The organism is Chitinophagaceae bacterium (assembly GCA_016699815.1).
In the GTDB taxonomy this organism is placed as follows: Bacteria; Bacteroidota; Bacteroidia; order Chitinophagales; family Chitinophagaceae; genus Ferruginibacter.
Genome location: CP065012.1, coordinates 941,763 through 960,379, shown reverse-complemented (window position 1 = coordinate 960,379; position 18,617 = coordinate 941,763). Strand labels below are relative to the sequence as shown.

Here is an 18,617-nt window from a genome sequence, read left to right as displayed (position 1 = left end):
CTCATTGAAGAAAGGAAATATTGTTTGGACTAAGAAGGAGTATCTTTTCTTCAACTCCGCTTCAATTCTTCCGCCACATATTTTGCCGTAATGCTTCTTTTTGCGGTTTTTATTTCTTCCGGGCTGCCTTCAAATAATATTTCTCCTCCGCCACTACCACCTTCGGGGCCAATATCAATAATATGGTCGGCAACTTTTATTATGTCGAGGTTGTGCTCAATTACCAAAACGGTATTGCCCCTGTCCACCAATTTATTCAAAACATCCAGCAGGTGCTGTATATCCTGAAAGTGGAGGCCGGTTGTGGGTTCATCTAAAATATAAAAGGTTTTGCCGGTGTCTCTTTTACCCAGCTCAGTAGATAGCTTTACCCTTTGGGCTTCGCCACCGCTGAGGGTTACAGCGCTTTGGCCAAGGCTGATATAGCCAAGGCCTACTTCCTGCAATACTTTTATTTTGCGGTAGATATACGGCACAGCGCTAAAAAATTCCACGGCTTCATCTACCGTCATGTTTAATACATCGCTTATAGATTTTCCTTTGTAGCGAATTTCTAAAGTTTCCCGGTTGTATCGTTTGCCATTGCATTTTTCGCAATGCACATATACATCGGGCAAAAAGTTCATTTCTATTACCCTCATTCCGCCGCCTTCACAAGCATCGCACCGGCCGCTTTTTACATTAAAAGAAAAACGACCTGCATTATAACCCCGTATTTTAGCTTCGGGAACGCTGGCAAATAAAGTACGTATATCAGTAAAAAATCCACAGTAAGTTGCCGGGTTGCTCCTGGGGGTACGGCCAATGGGGCTTTGGTCTATCTCCAGCACTTTATCAATATTTTCCAGGCCTTTTATGGATTTATGCGGCAAGGCAACGGCTTTGGAGGAATAGCAATAACTACTCAGCAAAGGATAAAGGGTTTCATTAATAAGCGTAGATTTTCCACTGCCGCTTACGCCGGTTACGGCAATAAATTTTGCCAGTGGAAATTTTACCGATACATTTTTTAAATTATTTCCAGCAGCGCCTTTGAGTTCAATAAATTTTCCATTGCCTTTTCTTCTTTGAGCCGGCACGGCAATATTTTTTTTGCCGCTTAAATATTGTGCCGTTTCGGTATTGGCCTTTAACACCTGCGCTGGCGTGCCTTGTGCTACAATACTGCCGCCATACTTACCGGCCCTTGGGCCAATATCCACCAAAAAATCTGCGGCAAGCATTATTTCTTTATCATGCTCTACCACCAAAATGCTGTTGCCAATATCCCGTAGGTTTTGTAAAGCACCAATAAGCCGCTGGTTATCCCGCTGGTGAAGGCCAATGCTGGGTTCATCTAATATATAGGTGATGCCCTGCAACTGGGAACCTATTTGCGTTGCAAGCCTTATGCGCTGGTATTCGCCGCCGCTTAAGCTTTTAGATGGCCGGTTGATGGTGAGGTAGGTGAGGCCCACATTCAATAAAAATTGCAGCCGCTCCCTTATTTCTTTTAAAATATCTTTTGCAATAGCATTTTGTTTTTGGCTAAGCCTTAGTTCAAGGCCGTCAAACCAGGCATATAAATAATCCAGGTCAATTGTGCTGAGCTCAGCAATATTTTTTTCATCTATTTTAAACCAAAGGCTCTCTTTACGCAGCCTTGTGCCTTTGCATTCTTCGCAGGGTTTTAAACTCATATAGCTTTCTACCCAATCTCTTAAAGATTCGGTAGTGTTAGTGCCGGCAAACCATCGTTTTATCATATTGATGATGCCTTCATATTCGGTGGTATAATACACGGCGCCATCGCCGGCAATTTCCTGCTCTTCAATGGTAATATCTGCTACTTCTTCTTTACCATACAATAATATGTTGAGTGATTTTTTGGGCAGGTCTTTTAAAGGTTTGTCTAAATTTATTTTATGTTTTTTGGCAATTTCTTTTACCTGTTTAAAAACATAGGCTTCTCTTTCTTCGCCCAGTGGTTTTATGGCGCCGTTGTTTACGCTAATACTTTCATCGGGCATTACAGCTTGCATATTTACATGGTAAGTGGTGCCCAGGCCTTTACAAACGGGGCATGCGCCATACGGCGAATTAAATGAAAACGAATTTGGAGAAGGCTCTTCGTAAGAAATGCCCGTATCCACACACATGAGCTGTTTGCTGAAAACTGCTTCGGTAATTTGTGCCGAAGTAAAAAGGTTTTTTGCCGCAGGCTTTGCATTTTTGTATTCCTGTGGCGCAATAAACAATAAATCTTTACCTATTTGCAATGCTTTTTGTACACTTTGGCTTAAACGGTATTGCATATCATCGGTTACTTCTACACGGTCTATCACCACTTCTATATCGTGTATTTTATAGCGGTCCACCTGCATGCGTTCTTTGAGGTCGGTTATTGCGCCATCTACCCTTACTTTTAAAAACCCTTTTTTGCGGATGTCTTCAAACAGCTCCCGGTAATGGCCTTTGCGCCCACGCACCAATGGAGCAAGGATATTTATTTTTTGCCCGTAATATTTTTCAAAAATGGCCTGTACAATTTCTTCTTCGCTGAACTTTACCATTTTTTTGCCCGTATTGTAGCTGTATGCCTCGCCGGCACGGGCAAAAAGCAAGCGCATAAAATCGTAAATTTCGGTGATGGTGCCTACGGTACTGCGTGGGTTTTTATTAGTGGTTTTTTGCTCAATGGAAATTACGGGGCTTAGGCCGGTAATTTTATCAACATCGGGCCGCTCCATATCACCAATAAACTGGCGGGCATATGCGCTAAAACTTTCCATATAACGGCGCTGGCCTTCGTTATAAATTGTATCAAAAGCCAGCGACGATTTACCGCTGCCGCTTACACCGGTAAATACCACCAGTTTATTTTTTGGAATAGTTATATCAATATTCTTCAGGTTGTGCTCCCTTGCGCCACTTACTTCTATATTATCTGTAGGTAAAGTTGAATTTTCTGCCGGTTTCATAAAAAAGAGGGTAAAGGTACAAATAAAATTTGCTAAAAAATTTATCAAATTTAATATTTCAAAGCTGATTTTTATACCATTAAGGCTATTATAACCAGTAGATACATCGCATGCTGTAAATGTGTAATGTAATAATTCCCCTTTAAAAATAACCCACATACTTTACCCATAATTTCCATATTTCCCTTACCTTTGCAGCCCGTTTTTAAACGGTAAACAAAATATTATTTATTAACAAAACAAGGGAAAATGAACAATTACGAATTGATGGTGATTTTTACCCCTGTGCTATCTGAGGAAGGATTTAAAACTACCCGGAGCAAATACGAGCAACTCATTAAAGAAAATGGCGGCTCGGTTGTGCACAGCAATCCCTGGGGATTAAAATCACTGGCGTATCCCATAGCCAAAAAAACCACCGGTATTTATTGGGTATTGGAATATAGTGCGCCATCCAGCTTCAATGAAAAGTTGAAAATTCAACTTTTGCGTGACGAAAATGTAATGCGTCACATGTTTACTGTGCTCGACAAATACGCCGTTGAGTACAATTCAAAAAAGAAAAGTGGCGTAGCATCTTCTTCACCAGAAAAAGCGGAGGTATAACATGGCAAAAGCAAATGAAATAAAATACCTTACGGCTATTAAAGCCGATAAGCGCCCAAAAAAATACTGCCGCTTTAAAAAATTGGGTATCCATTATATTGATTATAAGGATGCAGATTTTTTAAAAAAATTCCTGAACGAACAAGGTAAACTATTGCCTCGCCGCATTACCGGTAACTCTTTAAAATACCAGCGTAAAGTGAGCCAGGCAATTAAAAAGGCCCGTCAAATGGCTATTTTACCTTACGTAACGGATTTATTTAAATAAACTATTTTTTTCACCACCCTAATTTGCTTTATGGCAGAGAAAGTACCGGAAGAAATTTCTGTATTGGGTAAAAATGCACAATCATGCAGGTAATATTAATTCAGGATGTAAACAACCTGGGAAGCGCAAATGAACTGGTAGCCGTAAAAAACGGTTATGGCAGAAACTACCTTATTCCACAAAAGTATGCCATAGAAGCCAGCCCTTCTAACCTAAAACAACTGGAAGAAAAAATGAAGCAACTTGCTAAAAAAGAAGCAAAACTGCTTGCAGAAATCAACAGTGTAATTAGGGTATTACAGGATGGCACTTTAAAAATTGGCGCTAAAACAGGTACCAGCGGAAAAATATTTGGTAGCGTAACTACGGTTCAAATAGCCAGGGCTATAAGGGAACAAAAAGGCTACGAAATAGACCGCAGGCGCATCCACATTATTGACGAAATTAAAGAATTAGGCACTTACAAATCAAAGGTTGATTTTGGTAACGGCAACGAAACCGAAGTTGAACTGGAAGTTGTAGCCGAATAATTTTTTGGTTTAAATTTTATTTGCCGCTCCTCTACGGGAGCGGCTTTTTTATTATTTGCTGTTGTGGCTGCTTAAGATTATCTCTATAAGCAATGCTATTTTTCTAAAATATTTCCCTTACTTTAGAAAATATAAATACACTGGCTATGTCTAATTCATTGTTTCGTACAAAAAAAATTGCAAATATTTTAGCCGAAGGAAGTGATGACCCTCATGCAAGTGGTGGATTAAAAAGGGTGCTTACTGTAAGAGACCTTACTTTTTTTGGCATAGCTGCAATTTTAGGTGCAGGCAGCTTCAGCAGCCTTGGCTATGCGGTATTTCATGGTGGCCCCGGTGTGGTGGTATTATTTGTAATTACAGGTATTGCTTGTGCGTTTACCGCTTTATGTTATTCAGAATTTGCCAGCCGCATACCCGTTGCCGGTAGCGCTTACACTTATGCGTATGCAAGTTTTGGTGAGTTATTTGCCTGGGTAATTGGCTGGGCGCTTATTATGGAATATTCAATTGGGAATATTTATGTTGCTTATAGCTGGAGCGATTATTTTACATCTTTCATTGATAAATTGGGTCAGGGCTTACATATCAACCTTCATATCCCTGAATATTTTTCAACCAGTTATATGGAGGCCAAACATGCCATAGAACGGGGAAGCGCCAATGCAGATGAAATTGCCGCCTGGAACAATGCCCCGGTTGTGGGTGGACTAAGAATGATTTTGGACATTCCGGCTTTGGTTATTAATTTCCTCATCACATACCTGGTTTTTCGTGGCATTAAGGAAAGCCGAAATTTTAGCAATGTGATGGTGGTATTAAAAATTGCTGTAGTTGCCCTCATTATTATTGTGGGTGGGTACCTTGTTTTTTCTAATGGGCTTACCGCAAACTGGCTACCGCAAAACGATGAAGGTACCCGATCATTTATGCCTAATGGGTTTGGAGGAGTAATGCTTGCTGTTTCCAGTGTGTTCTTTGCCTATATTGGTTTTGATGCAGTGAGTGTACTGGCCGAGGAAAGTAAAAATCCACAAAGAGATTTGCCCCGGGGAATGATTTTATCGCTGGTGATTTGTACCGTTATTTATATTTTATTGAGCCTTGTATTGACTGGAGCAGTTAATTATAAAAATTTTGATGGAGTAGGAGATCCGCTGGCTTTTATATTTGAACCACAAAACCTTAATTTGGGCTGGATGCAGTTTGTAGTTGCCATTGTTGCGGTAATTGCCATGACGAGTGTGCTGCTCGTTTTTCAAATGGGGCAGCCACGTATTTGGATGAGCATGAGCAGGGATGGTTTAATGCCGCCAATGTTTCAAAAAATACATCCTAAATACAAAACACCTTCTTTTGCAACTATAGTTACAGGCCTTGTTGTGGGCATTCCTATTTTGTTTACCGACAAAACATTTGTACTCGATTTTACAAGCATTGCAACCCTTTTTGCATTTGTATTGGTTTGCGGTGGCGTGTTGCTGATACCACGAAAAGAAAAAATCGGCGGACGTTTTCATTTGCCTTATATCAATGCCCAATTCATTTTCCCATTAGTTGTGCTTGGCGCTATACTTATGGCACATGCATTATCCAAAACTTATTTTACCGATATGTTTAAATTTGATTTTAGTGCCAATGCAGATTATGTGGCTGGTAAAAAAACATTTATGGACCTGGCTACACCTAATATTTCATTAATCATATTTTGGATAAGCGCAGTTTTGCTGGCAATTGCTGCATTCATAAAAAAATATTCACTTATACCGCTAATGGGTGTAATAACCTGTATGTATCTGCTTACGGGTATGAGTAAAAGCAACTGGCAATGGTTTATTGGATGGCTCCTGCTGGGTGTTGCCATTTATTTTTTATACGGCCACCGCAATAGTAAATTAAATACTAAATCCTAGCAGGATTGTACCTTAGTTTTTTATTTCTTTCCCATTGGGAGAAAAATTGTTTTAGATGAAATACGAGGTTGGCGATAAAATTTTACTGCTCCAAACAGATGAAGAAGGCATTGTGGTAGACATTATGAATGAAAAAATGCTTATGATAAAAGTTGGAGACGTAACCTTTCCTGTTTTTACTGACCAGGTGGATTTTCCTTATTTTAAAATGTTTACCCAAAAAAAGCCTTCTGAAAAAACCAGGTTGTATGTAGATGATGTATACAAAGAAAAAAAAGACCAGGCAAAAGAAGGTAAAAAAGTAAAAGACGGAGTGTACCTCAATTTTATTCCGGTTTATGATAAAGATATTTTTGATGATGATATTGTAGAAAAAATGAAGCTGTACTTAGTGAACCAAAATGAAGAAGCATATCGGTTCAGCTACCAATTATATTATACCGGCAAAAGTGAATTTCAGTTGAAAAACAATATTGACCCGTTAAGCGAATTTTACCTGCATGATGTGTTGTTTGAAGATATGAACGATAGCCCTAGATTTGGGTTTGAGTTTTCTTTGGCTGCTGACAACAAAAAGAAAGCGCCAATTTTTGAAGTTTCGCTTAAGCCAAAAGCAAAGCAATTGTTTAAAAAAATTGAGGAACTGCAATTAAAAAACGAGCCTTCATTTGCTTATGAACTTTTTATAAATTATCCTGACAGGGAAGAGCCTGAGCCGGTAGATTTAACCAAATTGGGTAATGCAGGCTATAAAATTTACGATGCCAAACATATACGGCAAAACCTGCCGCCTGCCCTTGATGTAATTGACCTGCATATTGATAAACTTATCAGCGATTTTAAAGGGTTAAGTAATTTTGAAATATTGCAACTGCAATTAAAAGAATTTGAAAAATATTTTGAACTCTCCATTGCTCATATAAAGCCCACGCTTACCGTAATACATGGTGTAGGGGAAGGGGTTTTAAAAAATGAAATACACAGTATTTTAAAAACAAAGGATAATGTAGCTTCTTTCTCAGATGATTATCACCCGTTGTACGGAAATGGTGCTACACTAATTAAGTTTAAATAGGATTAAGTGAAGCGGGTAATTATACTATAAAAAGAATAATTTTTGGTTATTGAAAAGTATCGTAGCTTAGGCTAATAATTCACCCAAAATTTAATCGGTTATGAAACGTAATTCCCTTTTCACACACACACACACACACACACGATTTTTTAATTTTCGTTCTTTAGTTTCGGTATTTTTAATGGCGGTTATTTTTTCTTTTTGGAGTTGCAAAAAAATAAGTGTTTCAGATGCTGGTTTAAGCAACCCTGAAGAAAAGATTGAAAATACCTCCATGTTTTCACGGCACAATGGAGCAGATGAAATAAGGCAGTGGCTTGAAGAACAAAAGCGAATAATAGGAAGAGATAGCAATAGAACTATAGATAAAATTTTAAGTAGCATGATGTTAGACAGAATGTACAGAGAAAATTATGAAAAAGAGACTTTTCTTATTGTTCCATTGGAAAGGAATGCAGATTTATCTCAAAACATTCGTAGAGATTTAAATAATCCATTAAGGTTTTTACTACTGGTTGAAGATACATCCGGCCGGATACGCAAGGGTGCAGTTGCTCTTTTTTATCCTTTAGAAAATAATGTATCCGTTTTACCCGAAAATTCATTTCATAATTATTTTATCAATCAAATGATAAGATTAGAAGGAACTTTTTCTATGATTTCCCTGATGGATATAAAACAATATGAAATGGACTTTGATAATAATGGCAACCGGAAAGAATACAGGTTGTGGTATGGCAAGCAAACAATTTTGGAGCCATTGCCCCAGTTGCCTGTTTGTATAGATTGGTATCTTACTACAACAATATTTTTCTCTGATGGCACCACCTACTATAACGAAGAGTATTTATACACCCAATGTTACGAAAATCCCGAAAGTGGAGGAGGTGGCGGTATCTATAGCCCTGCCTCAAACCAGCCAGGTGAAACTTTTACAAAACAAGTTCAAAATGTGGTTGTTCAAACAATATATTATGAAGTTATATTTATCTATACGCTGCAAGGAATGAAATTTACAAATTCCAGTAATAATTATTACAGTTCAATAAGCGGTGATAATGGAGATAATGGTGGCTTAGGATTAACAGGTTTGGCAATTGAACCAAGCCATCATAATCATTGTTTCTGGCATCAATTAGAAAGTACATATGAAATGGGACCTTATATTTCAGGAGTGAATTATTATGGTTCTAAATCAGCATCTGCAAGAGTACGAGGAACTCTTACTTTCCCTAATAAAGATAACTATGTACAATATTTTGATAAACCAATTTCCTGGCAAGCATCAAGCACATTCTAATTATTTCTATGAAATATATAGTTTTTCTTTTTTTAATTTTTTGTTTTTTTAACTGTAGCAATAAACATTTTTTAAAAAAGGGAGTTTTTAATATTCACCACTATTTTATCAATTATGACAGCACTAAACCAATGCCCTTACCAATTAATCATAAGGTAGACAGTATATGGTATAACGATAGTTGTGTTATTATTGTAAGAAATGTTATAACAAGCCGAAGTGATTTTACTTCACAAGGAGAAATTGTAAGTAATAGCTATAATTTTATGTGTTACACATATATAAATATGCAGACTAAACAAAGTCAGGATTATCTTAATTTTTCAGACACAGCTCAGCCAGTTTCTAATTTTTTTGTGGATTATCATTCCTTTGGCAATGGAAACTTACTGGCAGAAAAAAGAGACTCTGATTGGAAAGGAAATATTAGCTGGTTGCCTGATACTGTAGAAAACAATATACGATACAAAAGGTTGCATATGATAAATAAATACAAGGATGGTCCTGCAGAATTTATATATTACCTGGATTGTAAATCGCCCAAAACTGTATTTCATTTAAGCCGTGCAGTGGATGAAAAATATCCCCAATGCCAGGCGGTAAAATTTATAAATTGGAGTCATACTTCATTTGTTAATTCAGGTAAACCCCTTATATGGGTACACGAAATTAACTTAGTCAACAAAAAGCTTTCTCAAAAAGAAATTAAAATATTTAAGCAATGGAAAAGAAATTCACAGCTTACAAAGTTGCCAATAATTAGCAATGAAAGCGCCACTAAAGCTGCTTTTCAAAGAATGCCTTAGTTATCCGAATATTAATGAGTATATATTTTGTGTTTTTGAACTGATAAATAAATTTTTTAAATATTAATAACAAGGTTAGCATTTTATTTTTTTGTAGCATTATAGCTATCTTGATTAGTTGTAAATCATCTGAAACAGCTTATTATTCTTATAATGTAAAAACTTATAGAATAAATACATCAAAAACTGTATTGTACACCCATTGCCTGATTACTTTTGGAGATTATTTGTTTGAATTTAATCCAGGCATTTATCTAAATGGCAAATTAAATGAGCAGGCAAATACCATAGATGCAACAATTAGAATTGATACGACAAGTGTTTATTTAATGCAGTTTAGCCATTTATTTTACCAGGAATTTGACACTTTTGATTTGCCCAGTAATATGATAAGAACAGGAAAGCTTTGGAAAAAATTTGATGGGTTTCATTTTGACAGTGCAGAAGTGGTTCAAAAACTACCTTCGCCCTATATAGAACCCATTGATACGGTAATCAATAATATTCAATGTTATTATTTTACAGTGCATAAACCGGATATAAAAGCCGGAGATTTCAATGAAATAAAAGTAATACTAATTAAAAAGCCAGGATTTACTTCCTTAAATAAAATTGGTGGGTCGGTTTTTCCTGACAAAGATTATTGTGTTGTAGGTATAAACGCATATTCTTATAAAAATAAAGATGGGTTTGTACAGGAGCTTGATTCTCTAAGGCCATTGGCCCGAAAAGAAATACATATTTGTAAAGACATGAGTGCAAAGAGTAAAACAGCAGTTTTAGATACGATCAATGGGTTTACAGCAATAAAGGAACTGGAAAAAAAGAGAAATTTAAATTAAAGCGTAGCTTAAAAAAGAAAAATCCTCCTGTTACGGAGGATTTTTCTTTTTAACCCTTAAAACAACCAACATGAAATGTGCTGGTATTGTAATTACGTTTATTTTTTGTAATTGAGTTGCTTTTTAAAGATGAAAATTATGTTAAAGCAATATCCAGCACTTGCTGCAAGGTTTTTACATAATGAAATTTTATTCCTTTAATAAATTGCTGGTTAATCTCTTGCACATCTTTTTCGTTTTGCCAGCACATAATAATTTCTTTTATGCCCAATCGTTTTGCCGCCAATACTTTTTCTTTAATTCCGCCAACGGGCAACACCTGCCCACGCAGGGTTATCTCACCCGTCATAGCTAAGTAGGGTTTTACTTTGCGGCCGGTAAAAGCGCTTGCCAAAGCAGTCATCATGGTAATGCCGGCGCTTGGCCCGTCTTTGGGAGTGGCACCTTCGGGTATATGTATATGGGCATCTTTATTGCTAAAAACTTCAGCTGCAATATTTAATTTTTTAAAGTTGGCTTCCAGCCAGGTATAAGCTGTGCTTGCACTTTCTTTCATTACATTGCCCAGGTTGCCGGTGAGTTTTAACTCTCCCTTGCCTTCGCTAAGCTGTGTTTCTATAAATAAAATATCTCCGCCTACATAAGTCCAGGCAAGGCCTACGGCTACGCCGGGAATATTGGCGGTTTTATATAATTCATTACTGTACCTTGGTTTTCCCAAAACTTTTTCTACATCGTTATTGGTAACGGTAGGTTTTAATTTTCCTTTAAGCACCAGTTCTTTTGCCTGGTAGCGCATAATGCTGGCCAGTTGCCTGTCCAGTTCCCTTACGCCGCTTTCACGGGTGTAGTCGGCAATAATTTTTTCCAGTACGGTTTCGCTCAGCTTAAATTCTGCTTTTTTTAACCCATGCATTTCTTTTTGTTTGGGAAGAAGATGTTGTTTGGCAATTTGAATTTTTTCTTCAATGGCATAGCCACTAAGGTCAATTATTTCCAGCCTGTCCCTAAGCGCAGGTTGAATGCCAGCAAGATTATTTGCCGTTGCAATAAACAAAACTTTACTAAGGTCGTATTCCAGTTCTAAATAATTATCGTAAAAATTATTATTTTGTTCGGGGTCCAGCACTTCCAGCAATGCCGATGATGGGTCGCCACGGTGGTCGCTGCCTACTTTATCTATTTCATCTAAAATCATTACTGGGTTGCCGGCTTTAGCTTTGCGTATGCTTTGTAAAATACGGCCGGGCATGGCGCCAATATAGGTTTTACGGTGGCCACGTATTTCACTTTCATCATGCAGGCCGCCAAGGCTTACCCTAATATATTTTCTGTTGATGGCAGCAGCGATACTTTTTCCGAGGCTGGTTTTACCTATTCCCGGAGGGCCTACAAAGCAGAGTATCGGGCTTTTCATATCACCCTTTAATTTTAGTACGGCAAGATATTCGAGGATGCGTTCCTTAATTTTGTCCATGCCGTAATGGTCTTTGTCCAATATTTTTTTTGCTTTCTTTAGGTCGTATTCATCTTGTGTATATTCTTCCCAGGGCAAGTCGAGCATGAGGTCGAGGTGGTTGTACACTACGGAATAATCCGGTGTGCTGGGATGCATACGGTCTAATTTTTCTACGCCTTTATCAAACATTTCTTTTGCAGCCTTGGTCCATTTTTTGTTTTCTGCTTTCTTCATCATGTCCTTTACCTCGGCGCTGTTTTCGCCGCCCAATTCATCTTTAATGGCCTTCATCTGCTGTTGCAGAAAATATTCCCGCTGTTGTTTATCCAGTTCGGCACGGGTTTTACTGGTTACCTTATTTTTAAGTTCGGCATATTGCAACTCGGTTTGCATAAGGCTAAGCAATAATTCTGCCCTCGCTTTTGGGTTGCTTATTTCCAGTAAACTTTGTTTTTGTTTAATATCGCTATTAAGGTTACTGCTTACAAAATGAATGAGAAATGAAGGGTTTTCGATATTTTTTAAAATAATGGAAGCTTCGCTGGGAAGGTTTGGGCTAAGGCCTATGATTTGCCCGGCAAGGTCTTTGATACTGCTGATCATAGCATCAAAATCGCTATCGTTTTTTATAGTTTCTTCCTCAATTGGAATTACTTTAGCTTTAAAATAAGGGTCTTCCTGGGTAAGGCCTGCCAGTTGTATCCTTTTTTTACCTTGTATAATAATGGTTGTGCCACCATCGGGCATTTTTATAAGTTTTACCATTTTTGCAACCGTGCCTGTATTTTCAAGGTCGGCGTAAGCTGGCTCTTCTATATTACTGTCTTTTTGCGCTACAACGGCTATCAATTTGTCAGCCTTATAAGCATCGGTTACTGCTTTTATGCTTTTATCCCTGCCTACGGTAATGGGTATTACAATGCCGGGAAAAAGCACGGTATTCCTAAGCGGTAAAAGCGGTAATTCTTCAGGGATGTCTTTATCATCGGTGTTTCCTTCTTCTTCATTTAATGGAATAATGGGCATAAACTCCATTTCATCTTCCTGCCCGGGATTAAAATATCTGTTATTCATTATGTTTTATTAGTTCGCCAAAATGGCAAAGTTAACCCTTTAAAAAGCTATTTTTTTGCTGGATACTTAGTAAGTCAATATTAATGCCAGATAACTGGCTTAGTGCTTTATTTGCAGTGCGTATCAGGTAAGTATTTCCTGTATTTCTGTGGCAGGCAAATTGGCGTTACGCATGGCAATTCCCCTTGCAGCATTTCCGGCAAATTGCAAAAAGGCTTTTTTAGATATTTCATCATCGCCTACCATTAAAGGCACTCCAATATCGCCGCCTTCTCTTATGCTTTGCACCAATGGAATTTGCCCAAGCAATGGAATATTAAAATCCTCGCAAAGATTTTTTCCGCCATCTTTTCCAAAAATATAATATTTATTATCGGGCAATTCTGCAGGTGTAAAATAGCTCATGTTTTCTACCAACCCAATTACCGGAACTTTTAACTGTGCCTGGCTAAACATGGCCACACCTTTTTTAGCATCGGCAATTGCTACGGTTTGCGGTGTGGTAACAACTATTACGCCGGTTACCGGTACGTTTTGTACCATCGTTAAATGTATATCGCCTGTGCCCGGAGGCATATCTATTACGAGGTAATCCAATTCGCCCCAATCCACATCATTTACAAATTGTTTAATAGCGCTACTCACCATTGGGCCACGCCAAATTACTGCCTGTTTTTCATCTATGAGCAAACCAATACTCATGAGTTTAATGCCAAATTTTTCCAGCGGAATTATTTGTCCTTTGCCACTTCCATCATCTTTCATTAACGGCCTTTCTCCCCTTAAGCCAAACATAATATGCTGGCTGGGCCCATAAATATCGGCATCCATTAAACCTACTTTTGCACCTTTTTCGGCAAAGGCAAGGGCAAGGTTTGCGGCAATGGTGCTTTTGCCTACGCCACCTTTTCCACTTACCACACAAATAATATTTTTAACTGCTTTGAGTACATTTTTTGCATCGAGCCTGTTGCTACTGGTATTGCTGGTAAAATGGATATGTATATCGGCATTTTTATTCACCAGCAGTTTTATGGCATTTTCACTTGCGGTACGCATCATATCTTTTAGCGGGCAGGCTGGTGTTGTAAGTACTATTGTAAAAGAAACTTTATTGCCATCAATAGCAATATCCTGTACCATATTTAATGTTACCAGGTCTTTCCCCAGGTCAGGCTCTTGTACATTACTTAATGCTTTTAGTATATCTTCTTTGGTCATCGTTCAATTATTTGTTAAAATAAAACTTAAGCTGCAAAAATAATCATTGATGCCTTTACTTTGTTTGCTTTAATGGGAATTTGAATGAATAGTTAGAGTTAGTTTTTTTGTTGAGAAAGATTAATTTTGCACTAATTTTTAAAACTTTTCCAAATTTTTTGGATGAATAAATTTTTACAATACGGGTTACTGCTTTTTATACTTTTTCCGGTTGCCGCAAAGGCACAGTTTGAAAGTTTTAAAGATTCTGTGGTACAATTGTATGGCGTAGTGATGACGGCAGACAGCCTGCAGGGCATACCTGCTGTGAGCATAATGCTGAAAGGGCAAAACCGGGGAACGGTTACCAATAATGGCGGCGTTTTTAGCATTGCTGTATTAAAAGGCGACCAGGTGGAATTTACTAGTATTGGCTTTAAACCCGTTTTAGCAAAAATACCGGCAAACCTGGAGGGGAACCAATATAGTTTAATACAATTAATGGTGAACGATACTATTTTTTTACCGGCAACTATATTAAAACCCAGGCCTACAAAGGAGCAGTTTGAAAGGGATTTTATAAATGCAAAAGTGCCCGATGATGAAATTGCGGTTGCCAGGAATAATAACAATAAAGCAACCCGGCAATTTTTAATGGCAGCCTTGCCCAAAGACGGAAAAGAAGCCAGCAACCTGTATTTGAAACAAAGCGCTACAAAACTCACTTATGCCGGGCAGTTGCCGCCTCAAAATATTTTTAACCCAGCTGCATGGATGGAATTTATTAAAGCCTGGAAGCGTGGGGATTTTAAAAAGAAAAATTAATTAAGGTTATAATTTTTTCTGCATCACATAATCGTTCATAAAATAGCCGCTGCCAATATCTATATCTTCTTCTTTTATAGTTATAAAATCATTTTTAAAGTAAAAGTTTAGGGCACTTTGATTATGGCGGTTTACATTTAATTCTATAAAACCAGCCCCGGATTTTTTTGCTTCTTCAATAATAAAATTGAGTAATAACCTGCCTGCTCCTTTGTGCTGCTGCTGCGGCAACACATATAATTTGTGCAGCTTTGCCAATTTATGGTTTAATTGGTTTTGCATAGAAAAAGAAGCAAAGCCAATGGGGTTACCGTAAAGAAGTATTATATAAAATTGATGCTGGAGGTTTTGTATTTGATGTTCTATTGCAGGCTGGCTGTACATTTGCGCCAGCATATAATTTATTTGTTGCGGGCAAAGTATGCTGGCATAAGCCTGTGGCCATATTTGATGCGCAAGTTGATGAACCAACAAAATATCATCTAAGCCTGACCTGCGTACCTGCATTATTTAATAGTAAGTTTCAGATTGCTGGAATACATTACCCTTCCTTTTTCATCTTTAGCCACTACTTCAAAAAAATAAAGTTCATCGCCGCTTTTTATTTGTGCCCTAATAGTTTTTATCCAAATTGGAGAAACGGGAGTTTCGGTAAAAAGCTGGTAGGATAGGGTAGATGTAGGAATGAGTTTACCGGTAATTTCATCTTCACGGATACCTGTTTTTTTATAGGCCAGCTGATAGTTGGCAACCGAATAAGTTTTTTTGGCAGCGTCATATATCTTTAATGGCAAGCCAATAATTTGAGCTGCCGTTTCTTTGGTAATGCCTGTGGAGTCTTTAAATTCACCCAGCATGGTGGTGAGCTTTGGCGGTTTAAATTTTGCAACAGGTTTTGTTTGGGCATTTGCCTGCAAAGAAAAAAGGCAAAATAATACAGCGGTAAAAAATTGAGTATGCTTCATGTAAATTGTTTGTAATGGTTGCGCTATCGAAGCTAACAAAACAAAAGTTAAAGCTGCGTAAAATTTATAGAAATTTATAGAGTTGCCAGGCTTTCTTCTATAATTTTTATTTTCATTTCTGCATCTGCTTTTTTCTTTTTTTCCAGGGCAATTACTTCGGGCTTGGCGTTTTGTACAAATTTTTCATTGCCCAATTTTTTGTCTACCGTAGCCAGGAAGCCTTTATGGTGCAGCAGTTCTTTTTCCAGGTCGGCTTTTTGTTTTTCGGTATTTAAAGGCTGTTCAGTTTCCAGGTAAAATTTATCTTTTCCAATTACGCAGGTTATGGTATTGTTTATTGCCGCTTGGGTGAAAAGAATTGATTTGGCATTAACCTGTTTTGCCAATATGGGTACAATGGCTTTAAATACGGCTTCATTTGCTGTTTGAATATGCAGTGTAATGGCATCTTTGGGTTTTAGCTGTTGCTTGTTCCGTACATCTCTTAAACCGGTGATGCTGGTTTTTAGCAGTATGCCATTTTGCAATACTTGTTGATTTATTTTTTCCGGAGATGGGTATTGGGTAACACATAAGTCGCCTTTTTGTGTAGTAAGCTGCTGGTAAATTTCTTCTGTAATAAACGGCATAAACGGGTGCAGGAGTTGCATTAGTTCAGAAAAGTATCCAATGGTTTTTTCATAAACCGGGGTTTCCATAGGTTGCTCAAAAGCAGGCTTTACCCATTCCAGGTACCAGCTGCAAAAGTCGTCCCAAATTAACGAGTAAATAGTTTTTAAAGCTTCGCTTAGCCTGAATTGTTTTATTAAATTATCTACTTCTGTTTTGGCTTCATTTAAGCGGCCAGCAAACCATTCCGTAGCAAACTCATTTTTTACTTCAACGGGTTGTGTTGTTTTTCTTGTTTCCCACATTTTTACCAGCTTCAGTGCATTCCACATTTTATTATTGAAGTTGCGCCCTTGCTCCAAAGCGCTTTCATCAAACAATAAATCGTTTCCGGCAGGCGCCGAAATTAAAATACCAAACCGCACTGCATCTGCGCCATATTGATCAATCAACCTCAGTAAATCTGGCGAATTGCCCAACTGCTTGCTCATTTTTCTTCCCTGCTTATCCCTCACCATCCCGGTAAAATATACATCTTTAAAAGGCGGTTGGTTTTCGTATTCATAACCTGCCATAATCATTCGGGCCACCCAAAAAAAGATAATATCCTGGCCGGTTACTAAAGTGGTGGTAGGGTAATAATAATTTGCATCTGCATTGCCTTTTTGGCTGATGCCTTTAAATACTTCAATTGGCCAAAGCCAGGAGGAAAACCAGGTGTCCAGCACATCTTCATCCTGGGTAATTTTTGAATTTTGAATATTAAAAGTTGAAAACTTTTCGGCAAATAATTTTTTAGCTTCGCCTTCTGTGCCGGCTACCATGCAATTGCCCTGCTCATCGTACCATGCAGGTATACGCTGCCCCCACCATAGCTGCCGGCTGATGCACCAGTCTTTAATATTTTCCAGCCAGTATTTGTAGGTATTCTTCAGTTTTGCCGGGTGAAAATTAATTTCATCGCTGAGCACGCTACTCAATACCTGTGGGTTTTTTTCCATAAATTTTTTCATGTCAATAAACCATTGCAGCGATAATTTATTTTCAATTACTGCGCCTGTTCTTTCGCTGGTGCCTATTTGGCCTATGTATTCCTCTGTTTTTTGCAGCAGGCCAAGGGCTTCAATATCTTTTGCAATTTTAGTTCTTAGTTCAAACCGGTCCATACCCACATAGTCCAATATTTGTTGCGATGGCGATTCATCCAGTAATTCTTCAGCGGTAAATTTTCCGTTTAAATCCAATGTGTCAATAGATTTAAGCTTGTATTTATTACCAATAAGGTTATCGTTTTTGTCGTGTGCAGGAGTAATTTTTAATACGCCGGTTCCAAAATCGGCAGTTACATATTCATCGGCAATAATGGGCACTTTCCGATTGATGATGGGTACAAGTACTTTTTTTCCTATAAGAGATTTGTACCGTTCATCCAAAGGATTTACACAAATGGCCACATCGCCTAAAATAGTTTCAGGCCTGGTGGTGGCTACGGTTATACTTCCATCGCTTTCTGCAAACTTATAAATAACGTAATAAAGCTTTGATTGGGTTTCTTTAAAAATTACTTCTTCATCACTCAATGCGGTTAAACTTACGGGATCCCAGTTTACCATTCTTTTTCCCCGGTAAATAAGGCCTTTATGGTATAAATCAATAAATACTTTAATTACGGCTTTGTAATAATCTTCATCCATGGTAAAACTGGTGCGGCTCCAATCGAAACTGCAACCCAGTTTCTTGAGTTGCTGTAAAATAATACCGCCATATTTTTCTTTCCATTCCCAGGCATATTGTAAAAACTCTTCCCTGGTTAACGATGATTTTGTAATGCCTTTTTCCCTGAGCATGGCCACTACTTTAGCTTCGGTGGCAATGCTGGCATGGTCAGTTCCGGGAACCCAGCATGCATTTTGGCCATTCATTCTTGCATAACGTATAAGGATATCCTGTATGGTATTGTTTAAGCAATGGCCCATGTGCAATACGCCGGTAACATTGGGTGGCGGAATTACAATAGTGTAGGGTTCCCTGCCATCGGGTGTGCTGTTAAAATATTGTTTATCCAGCCAGTGCTGGTACCACTTTTGCTCTAAAGCATTCGGCTCAAAATTTTTTGAAAGTTCCATTCTTACAGTCCTGATTTTAGGATGGCAAAAGTACAAAAAGCAGTCGGATTTTTTTGAGA

Annotated in this window: 15 protein-coding genes; 9 read left to right on the top strand and 6 right to left on the bottom strand. The window is 38.0% G+C overall.

What is annotated here, in order from left to right; all coding sequences use genetic code 11:
* Positions 1-50: 50 nt before the first annotated feature.
* Positions 51-2,960 (bottom strand): excinuclease ABC subunit UvrA, encoded by a 2,910-nt coding sequence (uvrA, locus tag IPO46_04230; protein ID QQS63805.1) that lies wholly within the window; start codon positions 2,958-2,960, stop codon positions 51-53.
* Between the two features lie 249 nt (positions 2,961-3,209).
* Between uvrA and rpsF the strand changes: the two genes are divergently transcribed.
* The 8 genes from rpsF to IPO46_04190 all read left to right on the top strand — a co-directional run bounded on the left by rpsF (position 3,210) and on the right by IPO46_04190 (position 10,300).
* Positions 3,210-3,566, top strand: a complete 357-nt coding sequence (gene rpsF / locus IPO46_04225) for a 30S ribosomal protein S6 (protein ID QQS63804.1) — start codon at positions 3,210-3,212, stop codon at positions 3,564-3,566.
* A gap of 1 nt (position 3,567) precedes the next feature.
* A complete protein-coding gene (locus IPO46_04220) occupies positions 3,568-3,834 on the top strand; it encodes a 30S ribosomal protein S18 (GenBank protein QQS63803.1) in 267 nt (88 codons plus the stop codon).
* Between the two features lie 83 nt (positions 3,835-3,917).
* Positions 3,918-4,364: a 50S ribosomal protein L9 gene (gene rplI / locus IPO46_04215; GenBank protein ID QQS63802.1), complete on the top strand. Its 447-nt coding sequence runs from the start codon at positions 3,918-3,920 to the stop codon at positions 4,362-4,364.
* A gap of 146 nt (positions 4,365-4,510) precedes the next feature.
* A complete protein-coding gene (locus tag IPO46_04210; GenBank protein ID QQS63801.1) occupies positions 4,511-6,277 on the top strand; it encodes an amino acid permease in 1,767 nt (588 codons plus the stop codon).
* A gap of 55 nt (positions 6,278-6,332) precedes the next feature.
* The gene (locus IPO46_04205; protein QQS63800.1) at positions 6,333-7,352 is read left to right on the top strand and encodes a Smr/MutS family protein; all 1,020 of its coding nucleotides are present in this window, start codon (positions 6,333-6,335) and stop codon (positions 7,350-7,352) included.
* A gap of 100 nt (positions 7,353-7,452) precedes the next feature.
* Positions 7,453-8,652 carry a hypothetical protein gene (locus IPO46_04200; GenBank protein QQS63799.1) on the top strand — a complete coding sequence of 400 codons (1,200 nt, stop codon included), beginning with the start codon at positions 7,453-7,455 and terminating at the stop codon, positions 8,650-8,652.
* A 131-nt stretch (positions 8,653-8,783) separates the two neighbouring features.
* Positions 8,784-9,458, top strand: a complete 675-nt coding sequence (locus IPO46_04195) for a hypothetical protein (protein QQS63798.1) — start codon at positions 8,784-8,786, stop codon at positions 9,456-9,458.
* Positions 9,459-9,568: 110 nt separating this feature from the next.
* Positions 9,569-10,300: a hypothetical protein gene (locus IPO46_04190; protein QQS63797.1), complete on the top strand. Its 732-nt coding sequence runs from the start codon at positions 9,569-9,571 to the stop codon at positions 10,298-10,300.
* A gap of 136 nt (positions 10,301-10,436) precedes the next feature.
* Here IPO46_04190 and lon read toward each other — a convergent pair whose 3' ends face one another.
* Both lon and IPO46_04180 read right to left on the bottom strand, forming a co-directional pair.
* The gene (gene lon / locus IPO46_04185; GenBank protein ID QQS63796.1) at positions 10,437-12,833 is read right to left on the bottom strand and encodes an endopeptidase La; all 2,397 of its coding nucleotides are present in this window, start codon (positions 12,831-12,833) and stop codon (positions 10,437-10,439) included.
* A gap of 123 nt (positions 12,834-12,956) precedes the next feature.
* Complete coding sequence (locus IPO46_04180; GenBank protein ID QQS63795.1) at positions 12,957-14,054, bottom strand: Mrp/NBP35 family ATP-binding protein; 1,098 nt, start codon at positions 14,052-14,054, stop codon at positions 12,957-12,959.
* A gap of 162 nt (positions 14,055-14,216) precedes the next feature.
* Between IPO46_04180 and IPO46_04175 the strand changes: the two genes are divergently transcribed.
* The gene (locus IPO46_04175; protein ID QQS63794.1) at positions 14,217-14,858 is read left to right on the top strand and encodes a carboxypeptidase-like regulatory domain-containing protein; all 642 of its coding nucleotides are present in this window, start codon (positions 14,217-14,219) and stop codon (positions 14,856-14,858) included.
* 6 nt (positions 14,859-14,864) lie between these two features.
* On the opposite strand, the gene IPO46_04170 is transcribed toward IPO46_04175, so the two are convergent.
* From IPO46_04170 to IPO46_04160, 3 genes are all read right to left on the bottom strand, one after another.
* Positions 14,865-15,365, bottom strand: a complete 501-nt coding sequence (locus IPO46_04170; GenBank protein QQS63793.1) for a GNAT family N-acetyltransferase — start codon at positions 15,363-15,365, stop codon at positions 14,865-14,867.
* Positions 15,365-15,823, bottom strand: coding sequence for a hypothetical protein (locus IPO46_04165; GenBank protein ID QQS63792.1), 459 nt, complete (start codon positions 15,821-15,823; stop codon positions 15,365-15,367). Before IPO46_04165 ends, IPO46_04170 begins: the two co-directional genes overlap by 1 nt.
* 74 nt (positions 15,824-15,897) lie before the next feature.
* Positions 15,898-18,558 (bottom strand): valine--tRNA ligase, encoded by a 2,661-nt coding sequence (locus IPO46_04160; GenBank protein QQS63791.1) that lies wholly within the window; start codon positions 18,556-18,558, stop codon positions 15,898-15,900.
* Positions 18,559-18,617: the final 59 nt, after the last annotated feature.

Bases quoted from the DNA above. Each gene is read 5' to 3' on its own strand.
- IPO46_04165 (QQS63792.1), bottom strand. From the start codon at position 15,823: ATGAAGCATACTCAATTTTTTACCGCTGTATTATTTTGCCTTTTTTCT.
- IPO46_04195 (QQS63798.1), top strand. From the start codon at position 8,784: ATGCCCTTACCAATTAATCATAAGGTAGACAGTATATGGTATAACGAT.
- IPO46_04170 (QQS63793.1), bottom strand. From the start codon at position 15,365: ATGCAGGTACGCAGGTCAGGCTTAGATGATATTTTGTTGGTTCATCAA.
- rplI (QQS63802.1), top strand. From the start codon at position 3,918: ATGCAGGTAATATTAATTCAGGATGTAAACAACCTGGGAAGCGCAAAT.
- IPO46_04220 (QQS63803.1), top strand. From the start codon at position 3,568: ATGGCAAAAGCAAATGAAATAAAATACCTTACGGCTATTAAAGCCGAT.
- rpsF (QQS63804.1), top strand. From the start codon at position 3,210: ATGAACAATTACGAATTGATGGTGATTTTTACCCCTGTGCTATCTGAG.
- uvrA (QQS63805.1), bottom strand. From the start codon at position 2,960: ATGAAACCGGCAGAAAATTCAACTTTACCTACAGATAATATAGAAGTA.
- IPO46_04200 (QQS63799.1), top strand. From the start codon at position 7,453: ATGAAACGTAATTCCCTTTTCACACACACACACACACACACACGATTT.
- IPO46_04210 (QQS63801.1), top strand. From the start codon at position 4,511: ATGTCTAATTCATTGTTTCGTACAAAAAAAATTGCAAATATTTTAGCC.
- IPO46_04205 (QQS63800.1), top strand. From the start codon at position 6,333: ATGAAATACGAGGTTGGCGATAAAATTTTACTGCTCCAAACAGATGAA.
- lon (QQS63796.1), bottom strand. From the start codon at position 12,833: ATGAATAACAGATATTTTAATCCCGGGCAGGAAGATGAAATGGAGTTT.
- IPO46_04175 (QQS63794.1), top strand. From the start codon at position 14,217: ATGAATAAATTTTTACAATACGGGTTACTGCTTTTTATACTTTTTCCG.
- IPO46_04180 (QQS63795.1), bottom strand. From the start codon at position 14,054: ATGACCAAAGAAGATATACTAAAAGCATTAAGTAATGTACAAGAGCCT.
- IPO46_04160 (QQS63791.1), bottom strand. From the start codon at position 18,558: ATGGAACTTTCAAAAAATTTTGAGCCGAATGCTTTAGAGCAAAAGTGG.